Annotated in this window: 14 protein-coding genes; 13 read left to right on the forward strand and 1 reads right to left on the reverse strand. The window is 65.6% G+C overall.

Translation table 11 applies throughout. The annotated features are described in order from the left end of the window. The first annotated feature begins 3 nt into the window (after positions 1 to 3). The 13 genes from QTI04_RS22015 (at position 4) to QTI04_RS22075 (ending at position 12,019) form a co-directional block, all read left to right on the forward strand. Complete coding sequence (locus QTI04_RS22015) at positions 4 to 1,473, forward strand: M20 family peptidase (RefSeq protein ID WP_286598345.1); 1,470 nt, start codon at positions 4 to 6, stop codon at positions 1,471 to 1,473. 31 nt (positions 1,474 to 1,504) lie between these two features. Next, positions 1,505 to 2,680: an acetyl-CoA C-acyltransferase gene (locus QTI04_RS22020; protein WP_286598347.1), complete on the forward strand. Its 1,176-nt coding sequence runs from the start codon at positions 1,505 to 1,507 to the stop codon at positions 2,678 to 2,680. A 149-nt stretch (positions 2,681 to 2,829) separates the two neighbouring features. Further along, positions 2,830 to 3,270, forward strand: coding sequence for a PaaI family thioesterase (locus QTI04_RS22025; RefSeq protein WP_286617576.1), 441 nt, complete (start codon positions 2,830 to 2,832; stop codon positions 3,268 to 3,270). 29 nt (positions 3,271 to 3,299) lie between these two features. Then, a complete protein-coding gene (locus tag QTI04_RS22030; protein WP_286617577.1) occupies positions 3,300 to 5,132 on the forward strand; it encodes an acyl-CoA dehydrogenase in 1,833 nt (610 codons plus the stop codon). Then, positions 5,132 to 5,329 (forward strand): hypothetical protein, encoded by a 198-nt coding sequence (locus QTI04_RS22035; RefSeq protein ID WP_286598352.1) that lies wholly within the window; start codon positions 5,132 to 5,134, stop codon positions 5,327 to 5,329. Before QTI04_RS22030 ends, QTI04_RS22035 begins: the two co-directional genes overlap by 1 nt. Before the next feature lie 10 nt (positions 5,330 to 5,339). Further along, positions 5,340 to 5,624 carry a Dabb family protein gene (locus QTI04_RS22040; RefSeq protein ID WP_286598354.1) on the forward strand — a complete coding sequence of 95 codons (285 nt, stop codon included), beginning with the start codon at positions 5,340 to 5,342 and terminating at the stop codon, positions 5,622 to 5,624. 13 nt (positions 5,625 to 5,637) lie between these two features. Next, a complete protein-coding gene (locus tag QTI04_RS22045) occupies positions 5,638 to 6,432 on the forward strand; it encodes an SDR family oxidoreductase (RefSeq protein ID WP_286598355.1) in 795 nt (264 codons plus the stop codon). Further along, complete coding sequence (locus QTI04_RS22050) at positions 6,429 to 6,887, forward strand: PaaI family thioesterase (protein WP_286598356.1); 459 nt, start codon at positions 6,429 to 6,431, stop codon at positions 6,885 to 6,887. The genes QTI04_RS22045 and QTI04_RS22050 overlap by 4 nt, the downstream gene beginning before the upstream one ends. A gap of 22 nt (positions 6,888 to 6,909) precedes the next feature. Then, entirely contained in the window at positions 6,910 to 7,926 is a 1,017-nt protein-coding gene (locus tag QTI04_RS22055; RefSeq protein WP_286617578.1) for an NADP-dependent oxidoreductase, read from the forward strand. A gap of 22 nt (positions 7,927 to 7,948) precedes the next feature. Continuing rightward, positions 7,949 to 9,589 carry an isovaleryl-CoA dehydrogenase gene (locus tag QTI04_RS22060; RefSeq protein ID WP_286617579.1) on the forward strand — a complete coding sequence of 547 codons (1,641 nt, stop codon included), beginning with the start codon at positions 7,949 to 7,951 and terminating at the stop codon, positions 9,587 to 9,589. Between the two features lie 23 nt (positions 9,590 to 9,612). Next, positions 9,613 to 10,551: a glutathione S-transferase family protein gene (locus QTI04_RS22065; protein ID WP_286598360.1), complete on the forward strand. Its 939-nt coding sequence runs from the start codon at positions 9,613 to 9,615 to the stop codon at positions 10,549 to 10,551. A 100-nt stretch (positions 10,552 to 10,651) separates the two neighbouring features. Further along, positions 10,652 to 11,554 (forward strand): SDR family oxidoreductase, encoded by a 903-nt coding sequence (locus QTI04_RS22070; RefSeq protein WP_286598362.1) that lies wholly within the window; start codon positions 10,652 to 10,654, stop codon positions 11,552 to 11,554. Between the two features lie 105 nt (positions 11,555 to 11,659). Continuing rightward, complete coding sequence (locus QTI04_RS22075) at positions 11,660 to 12,019, forward strand: DUF1428 domain-containing protein (RefSeq protein ID WP_286598363.1); 360 nt, start codon at positions 11,660 to 11,662, stop codon at positions 12,017 to 12,019. Between the two features lie 12 nt (positions 12,020 to 12,031). Here QTI04_RS22075 and QTI04_RS22080 read toward each other — a convergent pair whose 3' ends face one another. Then, the gene (locus QTI04_RS22080) at positions 12,032 to 13,063 is read right to left on the reverse strand and encodes an aldo/keto reductase (protein ID WP_286617580.1); all 1,032 of its coding nucleotides are present in this window, start codon (positions 13,061 to 13,063) and stop codon (positions 12,032 to 12,034) included. Positions 13,064 to 13,101: the final 38 nt, after the last annotated feature.

Below are 13,101 nucleotides of genomic sequence, written 5' to 3' on the forward strand. Positions count from 1 at the left end.
TCTATGCTGAAACGCGTTTCTCTTGCGTTGCTGCTGGTGCTCCTCGCACTGGTGGCGGCGGTGGCGGTCAACACCTGGCGCACGCCGTCGCGGCAGCTCGCCGTGGCGCCCGCGCCCGCATTGCCCATTGACAAGGAGGCCGCTGCGAAGCGCCTGTCCGGTGCGATTCAGTTCCGTACGGTGTCCAGCCTCGAAGACCCGGCCGCGAACAACGTGGAGTTCGACAAGCTGCACGCCTACCTGGCGCAGCAGTTTCCCAAGGTCCATGCCACGCTCAAGAAGGAAGTGGTCGGCCAGAAGGCGCTGCTCTACACATGGGCCGGCTCGGACCCCGCGGCCAAGCCTGTCGCACTGATGGCGCACCAGGACATGGTGCCCATCGCGTCGGGCACCGAAAAAGCCTGGTCGGTCGATCCTTTCGCCGGCGAGATCAAGGATGGTTTCGTCTGGGGCCGCGGCACGCTCGACAACAAGGGCAACCTGATGGCGCAGATGGAAGCCATCGAGATGCTGATCGGCAGCGGCTTCCAGCCCGAGCAGACGGTCTACCTCGTGATGGGCGACGACGAAGAGGTGAGCGGCCTGCGTGGAGCGCTGCCCATCGCCGAACTACTCAAGTCGCGTGGCGTGCGCCTCGATTGGGTGCTCGACGAAGGCCTGCTCGTGCTCGATGGCGTGCTGCCCGGCCTGTCGAAGCCGGCAGCGCTGATCGGCCTGGCGGAGAAGGGCTACGGCACCTTCTTCCTGTCGCTCGACACGGCGCCTGGCCACTCGTCGATGCCGCCGGCGCACAGCGCCATCGGCACCATGAGCGCGGCACTGGCGCGGTTGGAGGCGACCCCGATGCCCGGTGGAATCCAGGGCGTGGCTGGCGAGATGTTCGGCACGCTCGCGCCGGAGATGAGCGGCATCAACCGCGTGATGCTCTCCAATCTCTGGCTCACACGGCCGCTGGTCGAAAGCCAGCTCCAGAAGAGCCCGAGCAGCAACGCGATGCTGCGCACGACCACCGCGCTCACCATCGTGCGCGCCGGCAACAAGGACAACGTGCTGCCGGGTCGCATCGAGGCCGCAGTCAATTTCCGCATCCTGCCGGGTGACACGATCGACAGCGTGGAGGCGCATCTCAAGCGCGCCTTGGGCAACGACGCGATCCAGGTCAAGCGCTATCCGGGCAACTCGGAGCCTTCGCCGGTCTCTCCGACCAACAGCACCGGCTACCGCTCGATCGAGCAGGCCGTGCGGCAGGTGTTTCCGGATGCACTCGTCGCACCCGGCTTGATGACCGCCGCTACCGACTCGCGCCATTTCAGCATCGTGAGCGATGCGGTCTACCGCTTCTCGCCGTTCCGCGTGAAGAGCGAGGACCTTCCGCGTTTCCACGGTACCAACGAGCGCGTCTCGATCTCGAATTACGCCGAGATGATCCAGTTCTATCACCAGCTGCTGCGCAACACCGCACAGCCACAGTAACCGTCATTCCTCTTCTTCAAAGGACCACACCATGACCAGCGCCGTCATCGTTTCCACCGCCCGCACGCCGCTCGCCAAGAGCTGGAAGGGTGCTTTCAACATGACGCACGGTGCCACGCTCGGCGGCCATGCGGTGCAACACGCCGTGCAGCGCGCCGGCATCGATCCCGCGTCGGTGGACGACGTCATCATGGGCTGTGCCACGCCCGAGGGCGCGACCGGCTCCAACATCGCGCGCCAGATCGCACTGCGAGCCGGCCTGCCGATCACCACGTCGGGCATGACCATCAACCGCTTCTGCTCGTCGGGCCTGCAGACCATCGCGACCGCGGCGCAACGCATCATCGCGGGCGAAGGCGAGGTCTACGTGGCCGGTGGCGTCGAGAGCATTTCCTGCGTGCAGAACGAAGCCAACAAGCACATGCTGGCCGACCCTTGGCTCGTCAAGCACAAGCCAGAGATCTACTGGAACATGCTGCAGACGGCCGAACAGGTCGCCAAGCGCTACAACATCGGCCGCGACGCCATGGACGAATACGGCGCAGCCAGTCAGCAGAAGGCCACCGCCGCGCTGGAAGCCGGCCGCTTCAAGGACGAGATCGCCCCGATCACGGTGTTGGCGGGCGTGGCCGATCCAGTGATGGGCCTGCGCACCAAGGAAGTCACGATAGAGAACGACGAAGGCATCCGCGCCGGCACCACCAAGGAAGGCATCAGCGGCATCCGCTCGGCCATCCCCGGCGGACTGATCTCGGCCGGCAATGCCAGCCAGTTCTCTGATGGTGGCGGCGCCTGCGTGCTCGTCGATGAAAAGTACGCCGAGCAGAAGAGCCTGAAGCCGATCGGCCGTTTCCTCGGCTTCGCGGTCGCGGGCTGTGAGCCTGACGAAATGGGCATCGGTCCTGTCTTCGCGATCCCGAAGGTGCTCAAGCGCCTGGGCCTCAAGGTCAGCGACATCGACCTCTGGGAACTGAACGAAGCCTTCGCGGTGCAGGTCATCTACTGCCGTGACAAGCTCGGCATCCCGGCCGAACTGCTGAACGTCGACGGCGGCGCGATCGCGGTCGGCCACCCCTACGGCGTGAGCGGCCAGCGTCTCACGGGCCACGCTCTGATCGAAGGCAAGCGCCGCGGCGCCAAGAAGGTTGTCGTCACGATGTGCATCGGCGGCGGCATGGGCGCGGCGGGCGTGTTCGAAGTCCTCTGAAATGAAGTTCTCCCCCAGGCTCGCGCACTGCGTGTCGCTCTCCACCCCCTTTCCGGGGGCAACCCCGGCGGCCCGGCAAAGCCGGCTCGGCGGAGTTTCTGGATTTGGCTGCGCCGGTTTCATTCGCGAAAGCGTGGCGGAGAACTGATATGGCGTCGCGAGCGCAGGTCACGCCCGAGCGATTTCTTTCGATGGGCAGGCAGGCGCTGGCGTCGCAGCCTTTCAGCGTGCTGATCGGCGCCGAGATGCACGCGCTGTCGCCGGGCTTCATAGACCTGCAGTTGCCGGTGACCGACAAGGTCCGGCAGCAGGACGGCTTCGTCCACGGCGGCGTGGTGAGTTACCTGGCCGACAACGCGCTGACCTTCGCGGGCGGAACCGCGATGCAGGTGCCGGTGGTCACCGCCGAGTACAAGATCAACTACGTCCGGCCGGCCATCGGCGAGCGCCTGATTGCGCGCGCCAGGGCCGTGCACGTCGGCCAATCGCAGTCGGTGTGTACCTGCGAGGTCTTCGCGGTCGCCGGCGGCGAGGAAAAGCTCTGCGCCATCGCGCAGGGCACCATTGCACGGTTGCCATCCAATCCATAGATCCCACAGATCGCGCTGCGAACAGATCCATGAGCCTTCGTCCCACCCTCGATTTCCTTCTCTACGACTGGCTCCATGCCGAGTCGCTCAACGAGCGCGAGCGCTTCGCCGACCATTCGCGCGAGACCTTCGACGCGGTGCTCGACACCTGCGAGCGCATCGCGCGCGAGAAGTACGCGCCGTTCAACCGCACCGTCGACATGCAGGAGCCGCACTTCGACGGCGAAAAGGTCATCCTGCCGCGCGCCACGCACGACGCGCACAAGGCCTTCGTCGAATCCGGCATGCTGAGTGCGGCGCAGGATTACGACATCGGCGGCATGCAGTTGCCCTACACGTTGTCGGCCGCAGCCAACAGCTTCTTCGCCATGGCCTCGGTCAGCATCGGCTCGAACATGCTCACCAGCGGCAACGCCAACCTGCTCATGGTGCACGGCACCGAGATGCAGAAGGAAGTGTTCGCCAAGAACGAATTCGCGGGTCGCTGGGCGGGCACGATGTGCCTGTCGGAGCCGCAGGCCGGTTCCAGCCTGAGCGACGTCGCGACGCGCGCCGTGCCCGATGGCGCCGATTTCCAAGATGACCCGCTCGGCCCGCGCTACCGCCTCACCGGCAACAAGATGTGGATTTCGTCCGGCGACCATGAGCTGACCGAAAACATCGTGCACATCGTGCTGGCGAAGATTCCCGACGAAAACGGCAAGCTGATTCCAGGCACTCGCGGCATCTCGCTCTTCATCGTGCCGAAGAAGATGGTCGACACACAAGGCCGCCTGACCGGCGAGCGCAACGATGTCGCGCTTGCGGGCCTCAATCACAAGCTCGGCTGGCGCGGCACGACCAACACGCTGCTCAATTTCGGCGAAGGCAAGTTCCCGGTGAGCGGCAAGGCCGGCGCCGTGGGCTACCTGGTCGGCCAGCCCGGCAAGGGCCTCCATTGCATGTTCCACATGATGAACGAGGCACGCATCGGCGTCGGCACCGCGGCCACGATGCTCGGCATGGCCGGCTATCACGCCTCGCTCGACTACGCGAAGAGCCGCCCGCAAGGCCGGCCCGCGGGCCCTGCCGGCAAGGACTCGGCCAGACCGCAGGTCCGCATCATCGAACACGCCGACGTGCGCCGCATGCTGCTCGCGCAGAAGGCGTACTGCGAAGGCGCACTGGCACTGGAGCTCTATTGCGCGCGGCTGGTCGACGAACAGAAGACCGGCGACGCACAGGCTGCCGATGACGCACGCTTGCTGCTCGAAGTGTTGACGCCCATCGCCAAGAGCTGGCCCAGCGAATGGTGCCTCGAAGCCAACTCGCTGGCGATCCAGGTGCACGGCGGCTACGGCTACACGCGCGACTTCCCGGTGGAGCAGTACTGGCGTGACAACCGCCTCAACATGATCCACGAAGGCACGCATGGCATCCAGGCGGCCGACCTGCTGGGGCGCAAGGTGCTGATGGAAGACGGCCGCGGCCTGCAACTGCTGGCCGGACGCATGACCGACACGATGCGGCGCGCTGCTTCGGTGCCTGCGCTGGCCGGCCATGCGAAGGCGCTGGCCGAAGCCCTGCAGCGCGTCGCCTACGCGACGAAGGCCGCGTGGTCCACCGGCAATCCGCAGGAGGCTCTCGCCAACGCCGTGCCCTACATGCAGGCCTTCGGCCACGTGGTGCTGGCCTGGATCTGGCTGGACGTTGCACAGCATGCGCTGGAGCGCGATGCGGCGAAGGCGTCGCCGGCCACGGCGGGGCGCGTCGCCGCGGCCGATTACTTCTTCCACTACGAACTGCCGAAAATCGGCGCCTGGCTCAACGTCGTCGAGAGTCGCGATCCGACCTGCACGGCGCTGCCCGAGGAGGCATTCTGATGGCTGAAGCCAACCCGCATGCCGCGCTGGAGAAATGGATCTGGATCCTGATCTACGGCGGGCTTTTCATGATCATCATCGGTATCGCGACCGGACGCTCCGAAGAGACCCTCGGCTGGTCGCTCGCCGTGCCCGGCGCGGCGCTCACAGCGGTCGGCATCGTGCTGATCTACGTTCGTTCCCGCCACAAGGATTGAAGGACACGCCATGATCAAGCACATCGTGATGTGGAAACTCAAGAAGGCCAGCGACGCCGCCCAGTTCAAGGCCAAGCTCGACAGCTGCAAGGGCCTCGTGCCCGGCATGCGCGAATTCGAGGCCGCTGTCCGCACCGAAGGCCTCGAAGCCAACTGCGATGTCGTGCTCGTCTCGTGCTTCGACGACAAGTCGGCATTGCAAGCCTACCTGGAGCACCCGACGCATGTCGAGGTGTCTGCAGTCCTCGGCGGCCTGCGCGAATCGCGCAGCGTGCTCGACTACGAAACCCATTGATCCCGGAGAAACCATGACTGCACGCAGCATCCAGAAACTTTTCGATCTCACCGGCAAGGTGGCGCTCGTCACCGGCGGCTCGCGCGGCCTCGGCCTGCAGATGGCGCATGCGCTCGGCGAGGCCGGCGCGAAGATCATGCTGAGCTCGCGCAAGGCCGACGACCTCGAGCAGGCTGCCGCCGAACTTCAGGCCGCGGGCATCGATGCGCGCTGGATCGCGGCCGACTGCTCGAAGGAAGAGGACACGCGCCGGCTGGCCACCGAGACGCTCGAACGCATGGGCGCCGTCGACATCCTCGTGAACAACGCCGGCGCGAGCTGGGGTGCTCCGGCCGAGGATCATCCGGTCGAGGCCTGGGACAAGGTGATGAACCTCAATGTGCGCGGCTATTTCATCCTCGCGCAGCAGGTAGCCCGCGCCTACATGATCCCGAAGAGGTCGGGGCGCATCATCAACATCGCGTCCATCGCCGGCCTCAACGGCAACCCGCCCGAGATGCAGACGCTGGCCTACAACACGTCCAAGAGCGCGGTGATCGGCTTCACGCACACGCTGGCGGCCGAATGGGGCAAGTACAACATCAACGTCAACGCGATCTGCCCCGGCTTCTTCATGACCAAGATGGCCGCCGGCCTGATCAAGTCGATCGGCGAGGAGAAGATGGCCTCGCACGCGCCGCTGGGCCGTCTGGGCGACGACGAAGATCTGAAGGGCGTCACGTTGCTTTACGCAAGCGACGCCGGCAAACACATCACGGGCCAGTGGCTGGCGATCGACGGCGGCGTCAGCGTGGTGCTCGGAGCATGACCACGCCGGACAACATCAATCTGCTGTCCTACGTGGACCGCATTCCCTTCGCGCGCCACCTGGGCTTCGAGATCGCCAAGTTCGAAGGCGGCGAGTCAGAGCTTCGCTACACCGCGAAGCCCGAGCACCTGAACACCTTCGACGTGACGCACGGCGGCGCCTGCATGACGATGCTCGACATCGCCATGGCAGCGGCCGCACGCAGCGACACGCCGGAGATCGGCGTGGTGACCATCGAGATGAAGACGACCTTCATGGCGCCTTCCGTCGGCCCGTTGGTGGCACGCGGCAAGCTGCTTCACCGCACCGCGACGCTCGCGTTCACCGAGGCGAAGATCTACGACGCACAGGAGCGCGTCTGCGCGCACGCGACCGGCACCTTCAAGTACGTGAAGCGCCGCCTGCCGACCGGCCCGGCCAGCGCCAACGAAATGCGACCCCCGTCCACCGATTGACTGCATTCATACCCAGAGCACCATGCCCACCAACAGACAACAGATCCTCGACAACCGCCCCGAGGGCGAAGCCGTCGCCAGCAACTTCAAGCTCGTGACTACCGAGACGCCCGCGCTCAAGGACAACCAAGTGCTGGTTCGCCATCACTACATGAGCCTCGACCCCTACATGCGCGGCCGCATGAACGACGCCAAGAGCTACGCGCAGCCGCAGCCCCTCGGCCAGGTGATGCAGGGCGGCACCGTCGGCGAAGTGGTCGAGAGCAAGCACCCCAAGTACGCGGTGGGCGACAAGGTCGTCGGCTTCGGCGGCTGGCAGGAATACAGCGTGGTCGATGCCTCGCAGCCAGGCGCGTTGAAGAAGGTCGATACGACCCATGTGCCGCTGTCGCACTACCTCGGCGCGGTCGGCATGCCCGGCGTCACGGCCTGGTACGGCCTGGTGAAGATCATCAACCCGAAGGCAGGCGAGACGGTGGTCATCACGGCTGCCAGTGGTGCGGTCGGCAGTGCCTTCGGTGCGCTGGCCAAGGCGCGCGGCTGCAGGGTTGTCGGCATCGCGGGTGGCCCGGACAAGTGCAAGTACGTCACGGACGAACTGGGCTTCGACGCTTGCATCGACTACCGCCAGCATCCCGACGTCAAGACCATGAGCGCGGCGCTCAAGGAAGCCTGCCCGAACGGGATCGACGGCTACTTCGAGAACGTCGGTGGCTATATCTTCGACGCGGTGCTGCTGCGCACCAACGCCTTTGCGCGCATCGCGCTGTGCGGAATGATCGCGGGCTACGACGGACAGCCGCTGCCGCTGGCCAACCCGGCGCTGTTCCTGATCAACCGGCTCAAGCTCGAAGGCTTCATCGTCAGCGAGCACATGGAAGTCTGGCCCGAGGCTTTGGCCGAACTTGGCGGATTGGTCGCGAGCGGAAAGCTGCGGCCGCGCGAGTCGGTTGCGCAAGGCATCGAATCGGCGCCCGAAGCCTTCCTGGGCCTGCTCAAGGGCAAGAACTTCGGCAAGCAACTCGTCAAACTGATCTGACCAAGCCATACGGAGGCCGGATATGGATACGACTCACGAGGTCTTCAACCAGCCGGCTTCGCTGAGCGGCTACAACCTCTTCGAGACCAACCGGCCGCTGCGCGATGCGTTGAAGTTCAATGCGCCGCAATTGCAGCTTGCGCCGCTGGAGCATCTGGGTGCGCAGATCGGCACCGCGGAAATGCAGACGCATGCACGGCTCGCGAACACGCACACGCCGGTGCTGCACACGCACGACCGCTTCGGCCGGCGCATCGACGAGGTGGAGTTTCATCCGAGCTATCACGCGCTCATGACGACGGCTGTGGGCGCGGGCCTGCACGGCACGCCGTGGACCGGCGATTCGCCGTCGTGCCACGTACGGCGCGCGGCGGGCTTCATGCTCTTCACGGAACTCGAGCCGTCGATCCTCTGCCCGATCTCGATGAGCTACGCGGTGACGCCGGCGTTGCGCGGCAATGCGGCCATTCACGCCGACTGGGGGCCGAAGCTGGCGAGCCTCTGGTACGACCCTGTCCTGAAGCCATGGCACGAGAAACCCGGCGTGACCATGGGCATGGGCATGACAGAGAAACAGGGCGGCTCGGACGTGCGTGCCAACACGACGCGGGCCGTCCGCGCCGGCAGCGACGGATGGGGCGAGCGCTACGAGATCACCGGCCACAAGTGGTTCTTCTCCGCGCCGATGTGCGACGCCTTTCTGGTGCTCGCGCAGGCGCCGGCCGGGTTGTCGTGCTTTTTCCTGCCGCGTGTGCTGTCGGACGGGAGCCGCAACACCATCCACATCCAGCGGCTGAAGGACAAGCTCGGCAACAAGGCCAATGCGAGCTCCGAAGTCGAATTCCACGGCGCGAGCGCCTGGCTGGTCGGGGAAGAGGGCCGCGGCATTTCGCAGATCCTCGAGATGGGCACGATGACTCGGCTCGATTGCGCGCTCGGCACCAGCGGACTGATGCGGCAGGCGTTGAGCCTTGCGCTGAACCACACCACGCAACGCCAGGCCTTCGGCAAACGGCTGATCGAGCAGCCGCTGATGAAGAACGTGCTGGCCGATCTGGCGCTCGAAAGCGAAGCGGCGACCGCGCTCGCCATCCGCCTCGCGCGGGCCTTCGACCAGCCGGACGAGGAACACGAACGCCTCATGGCGCGGCTGCTCACGCCGGTCGCCAAGTTCTGGATCTGCAAGCGTGGCAGCCTCTTCGCGCAGGAGGCGATGGAATGCCTTGGCGGCAATGGCTATGTGGAAGAGGGCGGCGAAGGCGTGATGGCCCGCGTCTACCGCGAGATGCCGCTCAACTCCATCTGGGAAGGCGCCGGCAACATCATGGCGCTCGACCTGCTGCGCGGCCTGCGCAAGGGCGATGCCATTGCTGCGCTGGCGCGCGAACTGGCGCCGGCGCGAGGCAGCGACGCAGCGTTCGACCGTCTGGCCGAGGCGCTGCCGGCACGCATCGAGGCGATGGCGACCGAGACCGAGGCGCGCCGTCTGGCGCAGGACGTAGCGCTGGCGGTGCAGGGCGCATTGCTCGCACAGACTGCGCCGGCCGCCGTCGTCGGCGCCTTCTGCGCATCGCGCCTCGGCGGCGACTGGGGCCACGCCTTCGGCACGCTCGGCGCCGGCGTCGATTTCGATGCGATCATTGCGCGCGCGCAGCCTCATTGATCCCGCACCCGCGAAGGACTTCCATGGCAGACCTGATCCTCCACCACTACGCGACCTCGCCGTTCTCCGAAAAGATCCGGCTGATCCTCGGCTACAAGAAGCTGGCCTGGAAGTCGGTGATCATTCCGCAGATCATGCCCAAGCCCGATCTCGTCGCGCTCACGGGCGGCTACCGCAAGACGCCTGTGCTTCAGATCGGCGCCGACATCTATTGCGACACCGCGCTGATCTGCGACGTGATCGAGCACCTGGCGCCGACGCCGTCGATCTATCCCGAGCCGGGCAAGGGACTGTCCCGGCTCGTCGCGCAATGGGCCGACACCTCCCTGTTCTGGGCCTCGATGGCCTACAGCTTCAGCGGCAAAGGCGCGGCAGACGTTTTCGGCAAGGCGCCGCCCGAACTCGCCAAGGCTTTCGGCGACGACCGCAAGGCGATGAGCGGCAACATGGTCCGGCTACGCCCCGGAGATGCCGCGGCGGCCTACAAGTCCTACCTGCGGCGCCTGTCCGACATGCTGGACGACACCGACTGCCTGCTCGGCGCGTTCCCCACAGTGGCGGACTTCGCCTGCTATCACCCGCTGTGGTTTACTCGCAAGCGCACGCCTTCGATGGCCGGCATCCTGCAGCTCACGCCGGCGGTGGTCGACTGGCTGGACCGCATGGCCGGCATCGGGCACGGCACGATGGAGACCTTCGATGGGACGCAGGCCATCGAAGTGGCGGCCGCGTCGGAACCGCACACACTGCTGTCCGACAGCACTTTCCAGGACGAGCACGGTATCGCGCTCGGATCGCGCGTCACGATCGCGGCCGAAAGCTTCGGGCCGGAGCCGACCGAGGGCGAACTGATCGCCGCCTCGCGCACGCACTACTCGCTGCGCCGTACAGGCGATCGCATCGGCACGGTGCACGTGCATTTCCCGCGAATCGGCTACGTGCTCAAGCCCGTCGAGAGTTGATGCGCGGACGACGCAGCGCGGGCACCTTTGCGACTGCATGTTTAGCGATTCCGTCATTCAATAGCGTCTCCGCAGAACAGAGACGAAAGGACACGCGCAAATGATTCAGGATTTCAAGGGCACGACGGCCGTTCTCACCGGTGCAGGCTCCGGCTTCGGCCTCGAATGCGCGCGCATCGGCGCAGCACGCGGCATGAACCTCGTGCTGGTCGACGTTCAGCAGGACGCGCTCGACAAGGCACAGGCAGAGATGGAAGCCGCCGGCGCACAGGTGCTCGCGCGCAAGGTCGACGTGGCCAATGCTGCGCAGATGGAAGCGCTGGCCAAAGACGTGCAGCAGCGTTTCGGCGCGCCGCATTTCGTCTTCAACAACGCCGGCGTGGGCGCGGGCGGCCTCGTGTGGGAGAACACAGTCGCCGATTGGGAATGGGTGCTCGGCGTCGACCTGTGGGGCGTGGTGCATGGCGTGCGCCTGTTCACTCCGATGATGCTGGAGGCCGCTGCCAAGGACCCGGCCTACCGCGGCCACATCGTCAACACCGCCAGCATGGCGGGCCTGCTGACGCCGCCCAACATGGGCATCTACAACACGGCCAAGGCGGCCGTCGTGAGCCTGACCGAGACGCTCTTCCAGGACTTGAAGCTCGTCACTGACCAGGTCGGCGCCAGCCTGCTGTGCCCTTACTTCGTGCCCACGGGCATCACGCAGAGCGAGCGCAACCGTCCGGGCTCGCTGCCCACCGGCGAACTCACCAAGAGCCAGTTGATCGGCCAGGCCATGAGCAACAAGGCCGTGAGCAGCGGCAAGGTAACCGCCGCCGAAGTGGCGCAGAAGGTCTTCGAAGCGATCAGCGCGAATCAGTTCTACGTGTTCAGCCATCCCAAGGCCCTGGGCAACGTGAAGAGCCGCATGGAGAACATCGTGTCGATCACGAATCCCGCCGATCCCTTCCTAGAGCGGCCAGAGATCGGTGCGAACCTGCGCGCGCAATTGCGCTCGTAATCCCGCACCGGCCATCGGGGGTTTGGGTAGGCTCTGGAAGAGGGCCTGCTTATACTGAACTTCTCGGTTCTGTATCGTCAACCCAAGCTTCAAGGAGACCCTTGCATGGCCTACGTCGATGGATTTGTTGTTCCCGTTCCCAAGAACAATATCGAGAAGTATCGCGAGATAGCCACGAAGGCCGGCAAGGTCTGGCGCGAACACGGCGCGCTCGAATACCGCGAATGCGTTGCCGACGATGTGAAGCCGGGCGAGGTCACATCGTTTCCGCAAAGTGTGAACCTGAAGGACGACGAGACCGTCGTCTTCGCCTACATCGTCTTCAACTCGCGCGCCCACCGCGACGAGGTCAACGCCAAGGTCATGAGCGATCCCCGCCTCGCCGAGATGATGGACATGAAGAGCATGCCTTTCGATGGCAAGCGCATGTTCTGGGGTGGCTTCGAGACCCTGGTCGCGCTCTGAGCGCCCTGGACACTACACAGCCACCGGGCTGCGCTCTGCAAACTGGCCGTTCCAGTAAGGGTAGTAGGGATAGGGCGGCGTCACCGCGCTGGCCGCATCGAGCCGGGCGATCTGCTTCGTCGTGAGTTGCCAGCCGAGCGCGCCGAGGTTCTGCTTCAGTTGCGCTTCGTCGCGCGCGCCGATCAGCACGCTCGACACCGTCGGCCGCTGCAGCAGCCAGTTGAGGGCGATCTGCGGCAGCGTCTTGCCTGTTTCCTCCGCCACCTGGTCCATCGCATCGACCACGCGATAGAGCCGTTCCTGCTCGACCGGCGGTGCGAAGCCAGCCGTCTCGTGCAGGCGGCTGCCGTCGGGCAGCGGCTGTCCGCGGCGGATCTTGCCGGTGAGGCGGCCCCACCCGAGCGGGCTCCACACGATCGCACCGACGCCCTGGTCGATGCCGAGCGGCATCAGTTCGTATTCGTAGTCGCGGCCGATCAGCGAGTAGTAGGTCTGGTTCGCCACGTAGCGCGACAGCCCCAGCCGGTCCGACGCGGCCAGCGACTTCATCAGCTGCCATCCCGAGAAGTTCGATGCGCCGATGTAGCGCACCTTGCCGGCGCGCACGAGGTCGTCGAGTGTGCGCAGCACCTGATCGACCGGCGTCATCGCGTCGAAGGCGTGCAGTTGCAGCAGGTCGATGTAGTCCGTGCCCAGACGCCTGAGCGCGGCATCCGTCGCCTGGATCAGGTGATGGCGCGAGGCGCCGACGTCGTTCGGCCCATCACCCGCGCGCAGTGCGAGTTTGGTCGAAAGGATGACCTTGTCGCGTCTGCCTTCGATGGCTGCGCCAAGGATCGATTCGGATGCGCCGCTCGAATACACATCCGCCGTGTCGAAGAGGTTGACGCCCGCGTCGAGGCAGATGTCGATGATGCGGCGCGCGCCCGCGACGTCCGTGTTGCCCCAGGCGCTGAAGAGCGGGCCTTCGCCGCCGAAGGTGCCGGCGCCGAAGCCGAGGGCCGGCACCTTGAAGCCCGAACTGCCGAGAAAGCGTTGTTCCATGATGGTGGTTCCTTGTGAGAGATGTGAAATGCGGGTGG

Origin of the sequence: Variovorax sp. J22R115 (assembly GCF_030317005.1) — a bacterium.
In the GTDB taxonomy this organism is placed as follows: Bacteria; Pseudomonadota; Gammaproteobacteria; order Burkholderiales; family Burkholderiaceae_C; genus Variovorax.

Bases quoted from the DNA above. Each gene is read 5' to 3' on its own strand.
- QTI04_RS22080 (WP_286617580.1), bottom strand. From the start codon at position 13,063: ATGGAACAACGCTTTCTCGGCAGTTCGGGCTTCAAGGTGCCGGCCCTC.
- QTI04_RS22070 (WP_286598362.1), top strand. From the start codon at position 10,652: ATGATTCAGGATTTCAAGGGCACGACGGCCGTTCTCACCGGTGCAGGC.
- QTI04_RS22025 (WP_286617576.1), top strand. From the start codon at position 2,830: ATGGCGTCGCGAGCGCAGGTCACGCCCGAGCGATTTCTTTCGATGGGC.
- QTI04_RS22020 (WP_286598347.1), top strand. From the start codon at position 1,505: ATGACCAGCGCCGTCATCGTTTCCACCGCCCGCACGCCGCTCGCCAAG.
- QTI04_RS22055 (WP_286617578.1), top strand. From the start codon at position 6,910: ATGCCCACCAACAGACAACAGATCCTCGACAACCGCCCCGAGGGCGAA.
- QTI04_RS22050 (WP_286598356.1), top strand. From the start codon at position 6,429: ATGACCACGCCGGACAACATCAATCTGCTGTCCTACGTGGACCGCATT.
- QTI04_RS22030 (WP_286617577.1), top strand. From the start codon at position 3,300: ATGAGCCTTCGTCCCACCCTCGATTTCCTTCTCTACGACTGGCTCCAT.
- QTI04_RS22075 (WP_286598363.1), top strand. From the start codon at position 11,660: ATGGCCTACGTCGATGGATTTGTTGTTCCCGTTCCCAAGAACAATATC.
- QTI04_RS22035 (WP_286598352.1), top strand. From the start codon at position 5,132: ATGGCTGAAGCCAACCCGCATGCCGCGCTGGAGAAATGGATCTGGATC.
- QTI04_RS22060 (WP_286617579.1), top strand. From the start codon at position 7,949: ATGGATACGACTCACGAGGTCTTCAACCAGCCGGCTTCGCTGAGCGGC.
- QTI04_RS22045 (WP_286598355.1), top strand. From the start codon at position 5,638: ATGACTGCACGCAGCATCCAGAAACTTTTCGATCTCACCGGCAAGGTG.
- QTI04_RS22040 (WP_286598354.1), top strand. From the start codon at position 5,340: ATGATCAAGCACATCGTGATGTGGAAACTCAAGAAGGCCAGCGACGCC.
- QTI04_RS22015 (WP_286598345.1), top strand. From the start codon at position 4: ATGCTGAAACGCGTTTCTCTTGCGTTGCTGCTGGTGCTCCTCGCACTG.
- QTI04_RS22065 (WP_286598360.1), top strand. From the start codon at position 9,613: ATGGCAGACCTGATCCTCCACCACTACGCGACCTCGCCGTTCTCCGAA.